This window comes from Neogemmobacter tilapiae, assembly GCF_014652215.1.
In the GTDB taxonomy this organism is placed as follows: domain Bacteria; phylum Pseudomonadota; class Alphaproteobacteria; order Rhodobacterales; family Rhodobacteraceae; genus Neogemmobacter; species Neogemmobacter tilapiae.
The window spans coordinates 324,601-340,602 of sequence record NZ_BMYJ01000001.1 but is presented as its reverse complement, the minus strand read 5'-3'; the positions used below and the strand labels follow the sequence as shown (position 1 = coordinate 340,602).

General features: G+C 61.5%; 11 protein-coding genes. 5 read left to right on the top strand and 6 right to left on the bottom strand.

The window, feature by feature from the left end:
- Window positions 1–26: 26 nt before the first annotated feature.
- Window positions 27–2,495 (bottom strand): penicillin acylase family protein, encoded by a 2,469-nt coding sequence (locus IE095_RS01700; RefSeq protein WP_189409769.1) that lies wholly within the window; start codon window positions 2,493–2,495, stop codon window positions 27–29.
- 82 nt (window positions 2,496–2,577) lie between these two features.
- Here IE095_RS01700 and IE095_RS01695 point away from each other — a divergent pair, with 82 nt between their 5' ends.
- A complete protein-coding gene (locus tag IE095_RS01695) occupies window positions 2,578–3,444 on the top strand; it encodes an NAD(P)-dependent oxidoreductase (RefSeq protein ID WP_189409768.1) in 867 nt (288 codons plus the stop codon).
- On the opposite strand, the gene IE095_RS01690 is transcribed toward IE095_RS01695, so the two are convergent.
- The 5 genes from IE095_RS01690 to IE095_RS01670 all read right to left on the bottom strand — a co-directional run bounded on the left by IE095_RS01690 (window position 3,441) and on the right by IE095_RS01670 (window position 10,020).
- Complete coding sequence (locus tag IE095_RS01690; RefSeq protein ID WP_189409767.1) at window positions 3,441–4,028, bottom strand: nucleotidyltransferase family protein; 588 nt, start codon at window positions 4,026–4,028, stop codon at window positions 3,441–3,443. The two genes, IE095_RS01695 and IE095_RS01690, sit on opposite strands and share 4 nt — an antisense overlap.
- Window positions 4,029–4,151: 123 nt before the next feature.
- Entirely contained in the window at window positions 4,152–6,575 is a 2,424-nt protein-coding gene (locus tag IE095_RS01685) for a GcvT family protein (protein ID WP_189409765.1), read from the bottom strand.
- A gap of 108 nt (window positions 6,576–6,683) precedes the next feature.
- Window positions 6,684–7,646: a glucokinase gene (locus tag IE095_RS01680; protein WP_189409763.1), complete on the bottom strand. Its 963-nt coding sequence runs from the start codon at window positions 7,644–7,646 to the stop codon at window positions 6,684–6,686.
- Between the two features lie 12 nt (window positions 7,647–7,658).
- Window positions 7,659–8,987, bottom strand: coding sequence for a GH1 family beta-glucosidase (locus tag IE095_RS01675; protein ID WP_189409761.1), 1,329 nt, complete (start codon window positions 8,985–8,987; stop codon window positions 7,659–7,661).
- Window position 8,988: 1 nt separating this feature from the next.
- Window positions 8,989–10,020 (bottom strand): substrate-binding domain-containing protein, encoded by a 1,032-nt coding sequence (locus IE095_RS01670; protein ID WP_189410126.1) that lies wholly within the window; start codon window positions 10,018–10,020, stop codon window positions 8,989–8,991.
- 252 nt (window positions 10,021–10,272) lie between these two features.
- On the opposite strand from IE095_RS01670, the gene IE095_RS01665 reads away from it, so the two are divergent.
- The 4 genes from IE095_RS01665 (at window position 10,273) to IE095_RS01650 (ending at window position 15,997) form a co-directional block, all read left to right on the top strand.
- Window positions 10,273–11,619, top strand: a complete 1,347-nt coding sequence (locus IE095_RS01665) for an ABC transporter substrate-binding protein (RefSeq protein ID WP_189409759.1) — start codon at window positions 10,273–10,275, stop codon at window positions 11,617–11,619.
- Window positions 11,620–12,103: 484 nt separating this feature from the next.
- On the top strand, window positions 12,104–13,210 hold the full coding sequence (locus tag IE095_RS01660; RefSeq protein WP_229804444.1) for a carbohydrate ABC transporter permease: 1,107 nt from the start codon (window positions 12,104–12,106) through the stop codon (window positions 13,208–13,210).
- A 9-nt stretch (window positions 13,211–13,219) separates the two neighbouring features.
- A complete protein-coding gene (locus IE095_RS01655; RefSeq protein WP_189409758.1) occupies window positions 13,220–14,359 on the top strand; it encodes a carbohydrate ABC transporter permease in 1,140 nt (379 codons plus the stop codon).
- Between the two features lie 12 nt (window positions 14,360–14,371).
- Window positions 14,372–15,997: an alpha-amylase family glycosyl hydrolase gene (locus IE095_RS01650; RefSeq protein WP_189409756.1), complete on the top strand. Its 1,626-nt coding sequence runs from the start codon at window positions 14,372–14,374 to the stop codon at window positions 15,995–15,997.
- Window positions 15,998–16,002: the final 5 nt, after the last annotated feature.

The following is a 16,002-nucleotide window of genomic DNA, read 5'->3' as shown; positions in this document are numbered from 1 at the left end:
CTTGGGGAAAGGGCAGGGTGAGGGGGTCAGGGGCTGCGCGGTGACAACAATGTCACCCCCACCGCCGCCGCCCGCGCCAGTTCCGGGTCCAGCGACATGGGAATATATTCCCCTCGCCGCCACAAGACCCCCAGATCGTCGTAAAAGCGCGACAGGGGATGTCCCGATTGGCCGGTGGCGATGATGAAGACCGACGAATCCGGATCGGCAAAGTCATAGACGCCGCGATAGCCCGCGCCATGCACGTTCAGCCAAGGCTCCGGTTCCGCCCCGCTGGTCTTGCCCTGCATCAGCGTGTCGCCGTCGCCGCTGGTCGATTGCCGGATGTTCACGACATGCCGCAGCAGCGGGATCTGCCCCAGCACCGGATGGTCATGCGCCGCCTCATGCGCATCGCCCCAACGCCAGCTTTCAATGGCGGGGCCATAGCGTTCGGTCAGGTCCAGCAGTGCCTCGTCCAGCGCAATCCGCGCCATGTCGGTGCAGGTTTCCACCGGCGACGACTGGATCACGTCGCACCATGCCGCCGCCCCGCCGGTATCGCGGAACACACGTTCGACAAAGACCGGGTCGGGATGGGTGAACAGATCGGCCATCGGCCCGATTTCATCGCGGATCAGCCGGTCGTTCAGCGCCCGCATCCATGCGGAATAGATCAGAGGTTCGGGCAGGTGTTCGTTCATCTCGCCGTTCCATTCGGCCAGCAGGGCCAGCGCCTCTTGCCGCTTGCGTTCCGGCGTGCCTTCGGCCGCCGCCTCGCCGGTGAACCACAGATCAGCCCCCACCAGCGCCAGCAGCGTCCGGGCTGCAAAGCTGACCGTATCCAACTGCGCCTCGACAAAGCTGCCGCGCGTGTGCACCTCACGCGCCTTCATCAGCCCCGTCCAGCGCTGGATGCGCTGCGTGTCGCCCCAGTCAAAGCTGACATGCTGCGGGAAGGGGCGGTCCACCGTGCGGTTGTTGGTGTTGCCGATGATGCCGGTTTCGGGGTTCACCTCGACCGGGTTGTCGGCATAGGGCAGATAGCCCTGCCAGCGGTTCTGCGCCTTGTATCCCAGCGCGGGCATCCGGCCCTGTGTTTCATGGGCCGCATCGCGGGCCGGGATCGAGCCGACCATCTGCAAGGCAATGCCCTGCCGGTCGGCCAGCAATAGGTTCAGGCCGGGGGCCTTGAACAATGCCCCGGCCACCTGCGCCTCGGCCACCGAACGCGCGGCCATCAGCCGCATCCCCGCCGTCATCGACGTATCGCCCGCTTGCAAAGCCGTCCAAGACAGGGCCGCGACATGGCCTTGCGGCGTGACACTGGCCAGATCGAAATGCGAACCGGGCAGGATCGGGCCGTTCACGCTCCACCGCAGGGTCACGGTCAGGGGATCGGCGTCTTTCACGACGATGATGCTGCGGTCGGTGGTAAAGGGTTCCCAGCCTGCAAGACCCCGGTATTCCTCGGGGTTGGCGGGGTTCACCTCTTCCATCAGGATGTCCTGATCGTCCATATAGGCGGCGGTCAGCCCCCAGCCCAACTGGTCGGATCGCCCCGCCAAAATCAGCGGAATACCGGGGATCGTGCCACCGATGACCCCACCTGACGACAGTTCCAGCCGCGCCAGATACCACGGTGTGGGGGCAGCAAAGGCCAGATGCGGATCATTCGCCAGCAGCGAACCGCCCGCTGCCGAACGCCCGGGCGCTGCCGCCCAGGCGTTCGAGGCCCCGGCCAGATCGCGCGGCGGCACCGGAAACAGCGGATCGCGCAGCGCCACCAAAGGTTTGCCGGGGCCGGGCAGGCCGGGGGCCATCAGGCTGGCATAATCGGGCAGCGCCATACTGGCCGTGCCGGGATCGTCGGGCAGGATGTCGGCCAGACGGCTTGCCGGCAGCAGCATCGACATCTGCGCCCGCAAAACCTCGTTCTGCATCTGCGGCGACAATTGCAGCGCCAAGAGCTTGATCATGGCGATGCTGTCCGCCGGTTGCCATGCGGCAATATCGCCGGGAAAGAAAAAGAACTCGGGCGCGCCGCGCCCCAGCGCCTGATCGTTTACCTGCGAAATCCGCGCATTCACGCCACGCGCATAAGCCTCAAGCGCCGCTTTGGTGGGCGCGTCCTGCGCCTCGACCGAGTCGAGCGCCAGACCGTATAGGTCCAGCCGCCGCATCAGCTCGTCCGTTTTGACGGTCGGGTTGCCAAAGACTTCGGACAACCGCCCCTGCACGGTGCGGCGCATCAGCACCATCTGGAACAGCCGGTCCTGCGCATGGGCGAAACCCAGGGCAAAAAACACGTCTTCGTCTGTCTTTCCAAAGATATGCGGCACGTTGTTCACGTTTCGCACGATCTCGACCGGGGCGGAAACCCCGTCCACCTCGACCTGATCCTCATAGGCGGGGATGGAGCCGGACAGGAAATAATAGCCGACGACCAGCCCCAGCAGGCCCAGAACAATCAGGGCGCTGAACAGACGCAAAAGCCAGCGGAAAGCAAGGAGCATGGGATGGGGCCGTTCTTGACCTTGGGCGGTGGATGGTTCCTAGTCGATTGATGCGCGAAGGGCAATTCGGAAGGGTAAGGCAATGGCGAAACTGGCGTTTCTTGGCTTGGGTGTGATGGGCTTTCCGATGGCGGGGCATCTGGCGGCCAAAGGGCATCAGGTCACGGTCTGGAACCGGACAGCGGCCAAGGCCGAGGCTTGGGTGGCCCGGCATGGCGGGGCAATGGCCCAGACCGCGCGTGAGGCGGCTTTGGGGGCGGATTTCGTGATGGCCTGCGTCGGCAATGACGATGATCTGCGGCAGGTTTGTCTTGGCGAGGATGGGGCTTTTGCCGGAATGGGCAAGGGGGCGGTCTTTGTCGATCATACGACGGTTTCCGCCAAGGTGACGCGGGAATTGGCGGATGTTGCTGCGGGTCAGGGCCTTGGCTTTGTCGATGCGCCGGTGTCGGGGGGGCAAGCGGGGGCGGAAAACGGGCAATTGTCCATCATGTGCGGCGGGGCAGAGGGGGATTATGACCGGGCCGAACCGGTGATGGCGGCCTATGCCAAGGTCTGCCGCCGTCTGGGGGAAACGGGGTCGGGCCAGTTGGCCAAGATGATGAACCAGATCTGTATCGCGGGTCTGGTGCAGGGTCTGGCCGAGGCTTTGGCCTTTGGCCAAAAGGCGGGCCTTGATGGGGCCGCGGTGGTCGAGGTGATTTCACAAGGCGCGGCGGGCAGTTGGCAAATGGCGAACCGGCATAAGACGATGCTGGCAGATCAGTTCGACTTTGGCTTTGCCGTCGATTGGATGCGCAAGGATCTGGGGATTTGTCTGGATACGGCGGATGAGATTGGCGCAAGCCTGCCGGTGACGGCCTTGGTGGATCAGTTCTACAAAGAGGTGCAGCTGATGGGCGGTGGCCGGAACGACACCTCCAGCCTGATCCGGCGGTTGACGCGCTAGGTTCGGGCGCGAAAGGCGGCCCAATCCTCGGGCGTGTCCAGATCTGTGATGGCCATTGCGCCGGGCAGGGGGAACAGGCGGATGCGGTCGGGGTGGGCTTGCAGGACAGTGCGCCCACCTTGATCGCCTTGCATCTGGGCGAGTTCATCGAAGAGATCGGCGGGGAAAATCGCCGGATGGCCGGGTTGGCCATTTTCGGCCTGCCCGCGCAGGATTTTGTTGGGGGTTTCTTGCCAGCCGTCGAGGATGGCGACCAGTGCGGGAAGAGTGAAATCCGGCATATCGCCGGGTAAGATCATCAAGGCGGGCGGGCTGATTTTGCGCGCTTCAGCAAGGCCTGCGCGCAGGGAAGCGGCCATGCCTTGGGAGGGGTCTTCGATTACGATGGGGGTATAGTTGAGGCCTTCCAAAGCCTTGGCGCGGTAGGGGCTTAGGGCGACGAATGTGGGGCAACCCGTTTCACAGGCGAGCCTTGTCTGCCGCCGGAGCAGGGGCTCGTCGCCGACAAGTTCCAGTAGCTTATCGCGCGGCGCCATGCGGGAGGAGGCACCGGCGGCGAGGATGAGGATGGCGGGATGGGTCATGAGCGTTCTGCAGGGGCGAGCCTCGGGGGCATCGAGCCCCCTCGGCTCGCCGGGGGCTGCCCGCCCCCGCCGGGCCTGCGGCCCGCCCCCGGGGATATTTTTGAAGAAAAGATGAGGGGCATGTCAGCCCCGCATCCTTGCGCCATCTGCGTCGAAGAGGGGCGTAAGGTGGGCAGTGGCTTTGCGGCGCTGGCCTAGGATTTCGATCTCCACCTCCAGCCCATCGCGGAAATGGCTTTCCGGAACAAAGCCATAGGCGACGGATTTTCCGGTGAAATGCGAGTAGCCGCCTGAGGTGCAGAAGCCCTGCACGGTGCCGTCGATCCAGATCGGCTCCCACGCCACCACATCGGCATCATCCGCATCGACGACAAAGGTGGCGAGCCGCCGCTTTGGCCCGCTGGCCTTTTCGGCCAAGGCGGCCTCTTTGCCGATCCATTCGGTCGGCTTGTTCCAGCGAATGAAACGATCGAGCCCGGTTTCGGCGGGGGTGTAGTCGGGGCTGAATTCGCGGCCCCAGCTTCCGAACCACTTGTCCAGACGCAACGACATCATCGCCCGCATCCCAAAAGGGCGCAGCCCCAGATCCTGCCCCGCCGCCCAAAGCGTTTCCCACAATTGGCGCACGGACATATGGTCGCAATAGATTTCAAAGCCCAGATCGGCGGTGTAGCTGACCCTTTGCACGATGCAATTCGCCATGCCGACGGTCATGCGTTTCACATCCATGAATTTGAAGGCCTCGGCGCTGACATCGGCCCGCGTGACGCGCGCCAGCAGTTCGCGTGCCTTTGGCCCCGCAATCTGGAAACCTGTCCTTGCATCGCTGATGTTTTCCACTCGCACGTCCGGGTCAGCGTTCCGTTCAAACCAACGGCTGTGCCAGCCTTGGGCCCCATAGCTGGCGGTCAGTTGGAATTCATCCTCGGCCAGACAAGAGACGGTGAAATCGCCGAAAATCTTGCCCGAATGCGCCAGCATGGGGGTAAGCGACAGCCGCCCCGGTTTCGGAATCGTCCCCGCCATGATCCGGTCAAGCCAAGCCCGCGCCCCGGCGCCCGTTACGCGGTATTTGCCGAAATTCTGCACCTCGTTGATGCCCACGCCGTTGCGCACGGCCAGAACTTCCTGCCGTGTGGCTTCCCAAGCGTTCGAGCGTTTGAAGGACGGGTCTTCATAGCGGGGTTCCCCTGGCAGGGCGTGATAGTTCACCACCTCTAGCCCGTATTGTGCGCCCCAGACGGCGTTCATCTGGTCAAAGACCGGATACATCGGCGTCGTGCGGAAGGGGCGGGCGGCGGGGCGTTCTTCGTTCGGGTAGCTGACCGAAAAGCGCATCTGATAGTTTTCGATGACCTTGGGCACGGTATAGCCGGGGCTGGTCCAGTTGCCAAAGCGTGCCACGTCAAAGCCGCGCGGGTCGCGTTCGACTTCGCCATGGATCATCCATTGCGCCAAGGCCAGACCCATGCCACCGCCTTGGGAAAAGCCCGCCATGACGGCGCAGGCGGACCAATAGTTGCGAAGGCCCGGAACGGGGCCGATCAGGGGGTTGCCATCGGGGGCAAAGGTGAAGGGGCCGTGGATCACGCGCTTGACGCCCGAGCGTTCCAGCACGGGAAAGCGGCGGTAGGCGAAGTTCACCGAATCTTCGATCTTGTCGAACTGTTCGTCGAGCAGTTCATGGCCAAAGCCCCATGGGGTGCCATCCACCGCCCAAGGCTCACAGGGTTTTTCGTAGAAACCGATGCAAAGACCACGGCCTTCCTGACGCAGGTAGCTTTCGCCGCCCGGGTCCATCACATGCGGGAATTCGCGGCCCGATTTCAGGATGTCCATGATTTCGGGGATGTCGTCGGTAACCAGATATTGGTGGGCCATGGGCAGAAGCGGCAGGTAAACCCCCGCCATGGCCGCGATTTCCCGCGCCCAAAGGCCGCCCGCGTTGACCAGATGTTCGCAGGTGACGGTGCCCTTTTCGGTGACGACTTCCCAACCCTCGGCGGTGGGGCGTGTTTCCAGCACCCGGTTGTGCAGCACGATTTCCGCCCCGCCCATCCGCGCCGCTTTCGCATAGGCATGGGTCGTGCCCGAAGGGTCCAAATGTCCATCCAAGGGGTCATAAAGCGCGCCCAGAACGCCCTGGACATTCACCAGACCATCGGTGAATTTCGTTACCTCCTCGGGCGACAGGATTTCAGTATCGAGGCCCATATAGCGATGCTTGGCCCGTTCCGCTTTCAGCATGTCAAAGCGTTCCGGTGTGTCGGCCAAGGTGATGCCGCCCACATGGTGCAGGCCGCAGGACATGCCCGTAATCGCCTCAAGTTCCTTATACAGCCGGATCGTATAGCCTTGCAGCGCCGCCATATTCGTGTCGCCGTTCAGCGTGTGAAAGCCGCCCGCCGCGTGCCAAGTGGAACCCGAGGTGAGTTCTGACCGCTCGATCAGCATCACATCTGACCAACCGAGTTTGGTCAGGTGATACAGAACCGAACATCCGACGACACCGCCGCCAATCACCACCACGCGCGCATGGGTTTTCATATGCCAAACTCCTGACCTTTGGTCGTAGTAAAGCCGGAGCAGGGCGTCGTCTCATGCGGAATTGCGACAAAAAATGTCGCGACGGGCCGGTGGCGCGCGGTCGATAGATTATTCTGCCAGATGGGCAGCGCAGCCGGTCAGCGCGGCAAAGTCGTCTTCGACGACTGAGATGCGGAAATTCTCGAGGAACTCGGAAAAACGCCCCTTGGCGCGGAAAGCCGGTTCCAGCCCGCATTCGGCAAAGAAGGGCGTCATGGCGCGGGCCATGCCGCCGATCAGAAAAATGCCGCCGTAGGGCATATGGATCAGCGCCAGATCGCCCAGATAAGACGCCAGCACGCGGGTATAGATCCGCGCCGTTGCGCGTCCCAGATCTGTGCCTGCCGTGATTTCGGCCATCACCTCGGCTGAGGATTTGCTTTGCGGTTGGCCCGCCTGCTGGGCGACAAAGGCAAAGACATGCTCAATCCCGCGTCCCGCCAGCACATCCTCGGCCCCGGTAAAGCCATGCGCATGGGGTCCGTGGTGCGCCACGAATTTCGCCAGTGCCAGATCTTCATCACCGGTGATCGGCATCCCGATGTGGCCGCATTCCGAAGGGGCCACCAGACGCCCATGCGGCAGCGGATGCACGGGGGCCGCGTTGACACCGGTGCCAAGACCGACAACTAGCATCGCGGTCTTGTCGATCGCCGGCCCATCCACCAGCACGCGCAGATGATCGTCGGCAATGTGGCCCAAAGCATGACCTTGCGCCTGCAAGTCGTTCAGGATGGCGACCTTTTCGGCTTTGGTCGCGCGGGCCAGTTCCGCCCCGTCGATGATCCAATCCAGATTGGTCATCGTGGCCACGCCGTTCTGCACCGGCCCCGCCGCCGCGACGCAGCAGCCGTCCACATCGCTGACGCCCATCTCTGCCATAAAGCGGGTCAATACGTCGCCGATCCCCTTTGCCTCGGCGTTGCGGAATTTGCGCACGCTGTCGGCGCGGACGGTCCGGCCATCAGCCAAAGCCACGCGGGTGTTGGTTCCACCGATATCGGCAACGATCACAAGCGGTTCGGTCATCATGGTCCCCAGACGTCAGGTGTTGCGCGCCAAGGCACGCGCATAGGCCTTATACGATGCTTTCGGTGTGCGCACCTGTGTTTCGTAATCGACATGCACAAGGCCAAAGCGTTTTTCGTAACCTTCCGCCCATTCGTAATTGTCTAGCAGCGACCAATAGAAAAAGCCCCGCACATTGGCCCCATCGGCAATGGCGCGTTTCGTGGCCGCCAGATGGGCGAACAGAAAGTCGGTGCGGATGTCGTCGCTGACTTCGCCTGCATTCACGCTGTCGGCGTTGGCCATGCCGTTTTCGGTGACATACAGCGGCATGTCGCCCACGTAATCCTTCGCCATGCGCGTCAGGAAATGGTGCAACCCGTCGGGATAGATTTCCCAACCCATCTGGGTTTTTGGCAAGCTGCCCTCAACCCCCGTGGTCGAAGGCCATGGGGTGCCGGGTGCCGCGGCGTGGATGTGGCGGGTGTAGTAGTTGACGCCCAGAAAGTCGATCTTCTGGCCAATCACCGCCATATCCTTTTCCCAACCCTCGGGCATATGGGGGCCAAGCCCTTCCAGCACGATCTGGGGATAGGTCTTTTGGGTGATCGCCTCGATGAACCAGCGGTTAAAGATGCCATCATTCACATCGGCCGCGCGCAGATCGGCGGGGGATTGGCTGGCGGGTTCGGCATAGTCAAAGTTCAGCACGATCCCCAGGTTCTTCTTGCCCATCCCGCGCAGGCGTTCGACGCCCAAGCCATGGGCCAGCAGCACATGGTGCATCGCCCGCGCCGTGGCGCGGATGTCGCGCAGGCCGGGGGCATGGGCACCAAAGAAATGCGAAAGCCATGCGACGCACCAGGGTTCGTTGATGGTGGCGATGGTTTCCACCCGGTCGCCCAATTTGCGGGTGATGGCTTCGGCGTAATCGGCAAAGCGCAGCGGGATTTCCCGGTTCATCCAGCCGCCGATGTCAGCCAAGGCCGAGGGCAGATCCCAATGATACAGCGTTTGGAAGGGTTTCAGCCCACGCTCCAGCATCCCATCGACCAATCGGTCGTAGTAATCCATGCCCTCAGGGCTGACCGTCCGCCCGTCGGGCATGACCCGCGCCCAGTTGGTGGAAAAGCGATAGGCGTCCATCTGCGCCTTTTGCAGCAGGTCCAGATCGGCGGGCCATTGATGGTAATGGTCGCAGGCCCTAGCGCCGCTTTCAGCGTTCTTCACATTGCCCGGCGTGGCCGAGAACGTATCCCAATGGCAGGAACCAGCCCCGCCAAAACCCGATCCTTCGATCTGATAGGCGGCCGTGGCGGCCCCGAAAAGGAAACCCTCGGGGAAATCAAAGCGGGAAAGCGTCATGTCAGTTCTTTCTTGGGGCCGGTCCGGTGGACTGGCCAATGATCAGGTCTGCCTCAAGCAGGCGTTCTTTCGGGCCTTCGCCCGGGTTGGCAATCAGGTCGAGCAGCATTTCCGCCGTCAGCCGGCCCGCCTCGCGCACCGATGACCGGGTGGCGGTAAAGATTGGCACCTCGGCCCCGTTGCGCAGATAGGACAATTCGTCGTCATGGATGATCACCGACACTTCGCGGCCCATATGCAGGTTCAGGCTTTCAATCGCGCGACGCACGCCCATGCCGGAAATCATCGACGACACCAGAAAGGCCGTCGGCGGATGCGGCAGGGCCAGCATCGCGCGTGCGGCCTGATAGCCTGCCACCTCGGTCATTTCGTCGGAAAACATCAGCGCCGGGTCCGCCGCCAGTTTCCGCGCGGCCAAGGCATCAACATAGCCGGTTCGGCGACGAATGGCGAAATCCATGAATTCCAGCCCGTTGATCAGGGCGATCCGCGTATGGCCCAGATCCAGCAGGAATTCCGTGGCCCGCTGAAAGGCGCGGCGGTTGTTCACGTCGAGCCAGGAATAGGGCAGGGTGGTTCCGGTGGACCGGCCATGCACGACAAAGGGCAGGCCGATGTCGCGCAGCAGGGGAATACGCGGATCGTTCTGGTTCGGGCCATGCACGATGATGCCATCAATCGCGCCCCGCGATTTCAGGTCGCGATAAGCACCTTCCTCATCATCGTCCGACACGACCGAAAGCAGCATGTCATAGCCGTTGCGGGAATAGGTTTCGCCCGCGCCCGCGATGAAATCTGCAAAAACCGGGTTCACAATCTCATGCCGGGTGGCAATCGGAATGACATGGCCCACCGCCATCGCCCGGCCTGTTGCCAGCCGGATGGCGCGGGTGTTGGGGCTGTAATTGTAGCGCTTGGCCGCGGCCACCACCCGTTCACGGGTTGATTCGTTGACCTCGGGATAGCCATTCAGGGCGCGCGACACAGTGGTCGGCGACAAGCCCAGTTTGCTGGCCAATTCCTTCAGGTTCATCGACAGAATCTGCCCCAAAACGGTTTCAATCGGCCCAATCATTAGCCAGAACCTTTGCAAGCGTCAAATCGTCCGTAAACGATTGAGTTACGCTGCGGATGCACAATGTGCCTGATTTGCACCCATCCAAACGCTTTCAATTGACAGTTTTCGGGCGATGCGCGAGTGTGACTTGTCCAAAGCGGTTTGAAACTGATTCTGATCGCAGGGATGAAGCCGCGCAGACGGCGCGGAAAAAAGCGGGAGGCTTACATGAAAGCGAAATATCTGGCGGGCGCGGCAGCGCTGGCCCTTTTTGCAGGTGCGGCTTCGGCCCAAGACCTGAAATTCCCAGTAGGCGAGGGTGCCTTCAACTGGGATAGCTATAAAGCGTTTGACGAGGCGACGAACCTTGATGGCCAGTCGATCACCATCTTTGGCCCCTGGCGCGGCGAAGACCAAGTGCTGGTGGAATCGGTGCTGGCCTATTTCACTGCCGCCTCGGGCGTGACGGTGAACTATTCCTCGTCGGAAAACTATGAACAGCAGATCGTCATTGACACGCAGGCAGGCAGCCCGCCCGATATCGCGGTTCTGCCGCAGCCGGGGTTGATCGCTGATCTGGCGTCGAAAGGCTTTATCACGCCGCTGGGTGCTGAGACCGAAACCTGGTTGAAAGACAACTATGCGGCGGGCGAAAGCTGGGTTTCCTTGGGAACCTACGCGGGCAAAGACGGCGCACCGGCGCTCTATGCCTTCCCCTACAAGATCGATGTGAAATCGCTGGTCTGGTATTCGCCTGACAACTTTGCGGATGCGGGCTATGCCGTGCCGGAAAGCATGGAAGATCTGAAGGCGCTGACCGAACAGATCATCGCCGATGGCGGCACGCCTTGGTGCATCGGTCTGGGTTCGGGCGGGGCGACCGGCTGGCCTGCGACCGATTGGGTCGAAGACATGATGCTGCGCACGCAGCCCGCTTCGGTCTATGACCAGTGGGTCAAGCATGAGATCCCGTTCAACGATCCGGCCGTGATTGGCGCGATCGATGAATTCGGGGCTTTTGCCAAGAACGACAAAGCCGTGGCCGGTGGCGCGGGCGCTGTCGCCTCGACCGACTTCCGGGACAGCCCGAAAGGCCTGTTTACCTCGCCGCCGCAGTGCTACATGCACCATCAGGCGTCGTTCATCCCGTCCTTCTTCCCCGAAGGCACGGAACTGGGCACCGATGCCGACTTCTTCTACATGCCGGCCTATGCGGGCAAGGATCTGGGCAAGCCGGTTCTGGGTGCAGGCACCTTGGCCTTCATCACCAAAGACGGTGAGGGTGCACGGGCGTTCATCGAGTTCCTGAAAACGCCGATTGCGCATGAAATCTGGATGGCGCAAGCTGGCTTCCTGACGCCGTTCAAATCGGCCAATGTCGAAACCTATGGTTCGGCGGCGCTGAAAAAGCAGGGCGAAATCCTGCTGAACGCGACGACCTTCCGCTTTGACGCATCGGACCTGATGCCGGGTGCGGTGGGTGCGGGCACCTTCTGGACGGGCATGGTCGATTATGTCGGCGGCAAGTCGGCGCAAGAAGTGGCCGACGCCATCGAAGCCAGCTGGCCGAAGTGATGCAACTTGACAGGCCCGGCATTGGCCGGGCCTGTTTGTTTCAGTTCAACGGGGGGAGGTTCCGATGAATCCGGCAGTTCAGGCAGCGCTTGTCATCGTTCTGGGGGTTGGCGGCTGTATCGGCTATTTCTTCCTGTCCAACATCTTTCTGGACAAGGTTGTTTTTCCCGCACGCAATGTGTCGGCAGAGTTTGCGCGCCCTAGGCGGCTTATCGGACAAATAGTTCTTGGTTATGTCGGAATAATCGTCGCCCTCTCACTTGTCGCGTTTCTTTTAGGTCTCTTCGGCCAATCTCCTGAAATGCTGACAAAATTGATCTCTTGGTTTGTTTTGCCGCTAACATGGCTTTTCCAAACGATCTCAACAACATTCGGCAGTATCGGCGGCCTAACGCTGCGTGTAGTTGCTGTAAGCTTGTTGACGCTTGGGCTCCTATCTTTGCTCGGCCTTTTCGCGGGTTATGCGACTTATGGTCGGAACGGGATGACGGCTGGTGAAGCGATCAATCGCGCCAATATGGCGCGGCCCTGGCTGTTCCTGATGCCCGCCATTGTTCTTCTGGGCCTCTATCTCGCCTATCCGGTCTTTGCGACGGCTTGGTATTCGCTGCTGGGCAAGTCGGGCGAATTTGTCGGCCTTGCCAACTACACCCAGATGGCTTCGGAAGCGAAGTTCTGGGAAGCGATCACCAACAACATGCTCTGGCTTGTCGTCGTGCCCGCTGCGGCCACCGCCTTTGGTCTGCTGGCCGCACAACTGACCGACCGGATCGGCTGGGGCAATCTGGCGAAATCGCTGATCTTCATGCCGATGGCCATTTCCTTTGTCGGCGCCTCGGTGATCTGGAAGCTGATCTACGACACGCGACCGGTGGACACCGCCCAGATCGGCCTGCTGAACGCGCTTTGGCTGAAGTTTGAGGGTGGGTTCTGGTCGATCTTCTTTGTCAAGGTGATCCCAGGCATCCTGCTTGTGGCCGTTGTCGGCTTGCTGCTTTGGGGGGCCTATGCGCTGATCCGGCAGTTGACCAAAGTCCGCGACGGTCTGGGCTTTACCCTGCTGCGCGGCATTCTGGTGATCATTGCCTTGGCACTGGCCTTTGTGTTGGCACGCTGGCTGCTGGGCCTGACGCAGGCGCAACTGCCCTATGGCCAGCCGCAAACCTGGCTGACAATCCCGTTCTGGAACTCTTTCTTCCTGATGGCCGTTCTGATCTGGATCCAGACCGGCTTTGCGATGGTGATCTTGTCGGCCGCCCTGCGCGGCGTGCCGGAGGAAACCATTGAGGCGGCTATTCTGGACGGCGCGAACCCCTTTCAGATCTTCTTTAAGATCAAGGTGCCGCAGATCATGGGGACCATCGTTGTCGTCTGGACCACGATCACCATCGTCGTGCTGAAGGTGTTCGACATCGTTCTGGCCATGACCAACGGCCAGTGGGAAACGCAGGTTCTGGCGAACTATATGTATGACAAGCTGTTCCGCGCCTTTGACGTGGGGGTGGGTTCGGCCAGTGCGATGGTGATCATGGCGCTGGTGACCCCGATCCTTGTCTGGAACGTCTATAATGCCCGCAAAGAGATGCGGTAGGGGGGCGACATGGACAATATTGCTGGCAAGAAATCCGCGCTGACCTGGGCCGTGCATCTTTCGGCGGCGGCGCTGGTACTGCTGTGGCTGCTGCCCACCTTGGGCCTTTTCATCTCTTCCTTCCGGTCTGGCGACCAGATCGCGGGGTCGGGTTGGTGGATGTCGCTTTCGGCGCAGGAACAACAGCTTCCCCCGATCCGCATCAGCGGCGAAGAGGTGGAGCGTGACGGAAAATTCGTCATCGAAGGCCGCTTGTTCGACAATGAGAACAGCGCGATCAGCGCCTGGGGCACCAACGTGAACCGCCCGACCGAATTCCTGCCGGGCGCTGTGGCCGATCTGGGCGACGGTCTTTACCTGCAAGTGAATGAGGTGGGTGGCTATACCCTGACCTCGGCCACCAGCCTGAAAGACGTGCGGATGCCGCGCATCTTTACGACGGCCACGACCCCGCCCGAATTCACCACCGACAATTATTTCAACATCTTCAACAACCCCTCGGCGGGGCAAAGCATCGGGCAGGCCTTTCTGAACACGATGACGGTGGCCATTCCCGCCACGATCATCCCGATCCTGATCGCCGCCTTTGCCGCCTATGCGCTGGCATGGATGGATTTTCCGGGCCGCGCGCTGCTGATTGCCGCCATCGTGGGCCTGCTGGTCGTGCCCTTGCAACTGGCGCTGATCCCGTTGCTGAACTTTCACAACAACATCGGCATCGGCAAAGGCTATATGGGGATCTGGATGGCGCATACCGGCTTTGGCCTGCCACTCGCCATCTATCTTTTGCGCAACTACATGGTTGGGCTTCCCCGCGACATCATCGAAAACGCCAAGGTCGATGGCGCGACGGACTTTCAGATTTTCACCAAGATCATCCTGCCCTTGTCGTTCCCAGCACTCGCCTCTTTCGCCATCTTCCAGTTCCTCTGGACCTGGAATGACCTGCTGGTGGCCTTGGTCTTTTTGGGAACGGGCAATGACCAACTGGTGCTGACCGGCACGCTGGTCAACCTGATGGGGTCGCGCGGTGGCGACTGGGAAATCCTGTCCGCCTCGGCCTTTGTCTCTATCGCGGTGCCGCTGGTCGTGTTCTTTGCCCTGCAACGTTACCTTGTTCGCGGCCTGTTGGCCGGTTCTGTGAAGTAAGAAAAGAAGCCTATGACAAGCCTGAAAGAAACCATCCTGGCGCGAAACCCTGACTGGTGGCGGGGCGCTGTGATCTATCAGATCTATCCGCGCAGCTTTCAGGATTCGAATGGCGATGGCATCGGCGATCTGGCGGGGATTACCTCTCGGTTGGATCACATCGCGGGGCTGGGGGCCGACGCGATCTGGATCAGCCCGTTCTTTACCAGCCCGATGAAGGACTTTGGCTATGACGTCAGCGACTATTGCGATGTCGATGCCATGTTCGGCAGCCTAGAGGATTTCGACGCGCTGATGGCGCGGGCGCATGATCTGGGTCTGAAGGTGATGATTGATCTGGTGCTGTCGCACACCAGTGACCAGCATCCGTGGTTCAAGGAAAGCCGCAAGGACCGCACGAATGACAAGGCCGATTGGTATGTCTGGGCCGATCCGAAAGCGGATGGCACCCCGCCGAACAACTGGCCTTCGGTCTTTGGCGGCACGGCCTGGGCCTGGGACGGGCGGCGGCAGCAATATTACCTGCACAATTTCCTGACCAGCCAGCCGGACCTGAACCTGCACACCCCTGCCGTTCAGGATGCTTTGCTGGATGTGGCGCGCTTCTGGCTGGACAGGGGCGTCGATGGTTTCCGTCTGGACACGATCAACTTTTACTTCGCCGACAAATACCTGCGCGACAACCCGTCGCTGCCGCCCGAACTGCGCAACGACAGCATTGCGCCTTCGGTCAACCCTTACAACCATCAGCTTCACCTGTTTTCCAAGAACCAGCCGGAGAACCTTGAATTCCTGCGGAGATTCCGCGCCGTGCTGAACCCCTATAAGGCTGCTGCCGTGGGCGAGGTGGGGGATGCCCAGCGGGGGCTGGAGATCATGGCCGAATACACTTCGGGCGGTGACAAGGTGCAGATGTGCTATCCGTTCGAACTGCTGCAACCGACGCGGTTGACGGCGGGGGCGCTGGCGGAAACCTTTGCCCGTATGGCCAAGGCGGCCCCCGATGCCTGGCCCTGCTGGTCCTATTCCAACCACGACACGGTGCGCCATGTCACCCGCTGGGGCCTGAACAACGCGGGCCTGCGGATGTATACACTGCTTTTGTTGGCTTTGCGCGGATCAGTCTGCCTGTATCAGGGCGAAGAACTGGGCCTGCCCGAGGCGGACATCGCGTTTGAGGATCTGCAAGACCCCTATGGCATCGAATTCTGGCCTGAGTTCAAAGGCCGCGATGGCTGCCGTACACCGATGGTTTGGGTCAAAGACAATGCGATGGGTGGCTTTACCAGCGCCGAAAAGGCCTGGCTTCCGGTGCCTGCGCAGCATCTGGCCCACGCCGTCGGGGCACAGGGTGACGGGGGGCTGATGGCCTTTTACCGTAAGGCGCTGGAATTCCGCGCCAGTGAACCGGCCCTGCGCAGTGGTGAGATGAGCCTGCCAGAGGCACAGGGCGATCTGGTGACCTTTACGCGCGACATGAACGGGCGGCGCGTCTTTTGCGCCTTCAATCTGGGGGCAGGAACGGTAAAGCCGAAATTGCCGCCGGGCAAATGGACGGCCTTGGCCGGATCGCTGGGCGGCGATGCGCCGGGCGCAGAACTTGGGGCCTGGGGCTTTGCCCTTGCGGCCGCAGAATAGGGGAG

Coding starts and splice junctions, on each gene's coding strand:
- IE095_RS01700 (WP_189409769.1), bottom strand. CDS start 2,495: ATGCTCCTTGCTTTCCGCTGGCTTTTGCGTCTGTTCAGCGCCCTGATT.
- IE095_RS01695 (WP_189409768.1), top strand. CDS start 2,578: ATGGCGAAACTGGCGTTTCTTGGCTTGGGTGTGATGGGCTTTCCGATG.
- IE095_RS01690 (WP_189409767.1), bottom strand. CDS start 4,028: ATGACCCATCCCGCCATCCTCATCCTCGCCGCCGGTGCCTCCTCCCGC.
- IE095_RS01685 (WP_189409765.1), bottom strand. CDS start 6,575: ATGAAAACCCATGCGCGCGTGGTGGTGATTGGCGGCGGTGTCGTCGGA.
- IE095_RS01680 (WP_189409763.1), bottom strand. CDS start 7,646: ATGATGACCGAACCGCTTGTGATCGTTGCCGATATCGGTGGAACCAAC.
- IE095_RS01675 (WP_189409761.1), bottom strand. CDS start 8,987: ATGACGCTTTCCCGCTTTGATTTCCCCGAGGGTTTCCTTTTCGGGGCC.
- IE095_RS01670 (WP_189410126.1), bottom strand. CDS start 10,020: ATGAACCTGAAGGAATTGGCCAGCAAACTGGGCTTGTCGCCGACCACT.
- IE095_RS01665 (WP_189409759.1), top strand. CDS start 10,273: ATGAAAGCGAAATATCTGGCGGGCGCGGCAGCGCTGGCCCTTTTTGCA.
- IE095_RS01660 (WP_229804444.1), top strand. CDS start 12,104: ATGACGGCTGGTGAAGCGATCAATCGCGCCAATATGGCGCGGCCCTGG.
- IE095_RS01655 (WP_189409758.1), top strand. CDS start 13,220: ATGGACAATATTGCTGGCAAGAAATCCGCGCTGACCTGGGCCGTGCAT.
- IE095_RS01650 (WP_189409756.1), top strand. CDS start 14,372: ATGACAAGCCTGAAAGAAACCATCCTGGCGCGAAACCCTGACTGGTGG.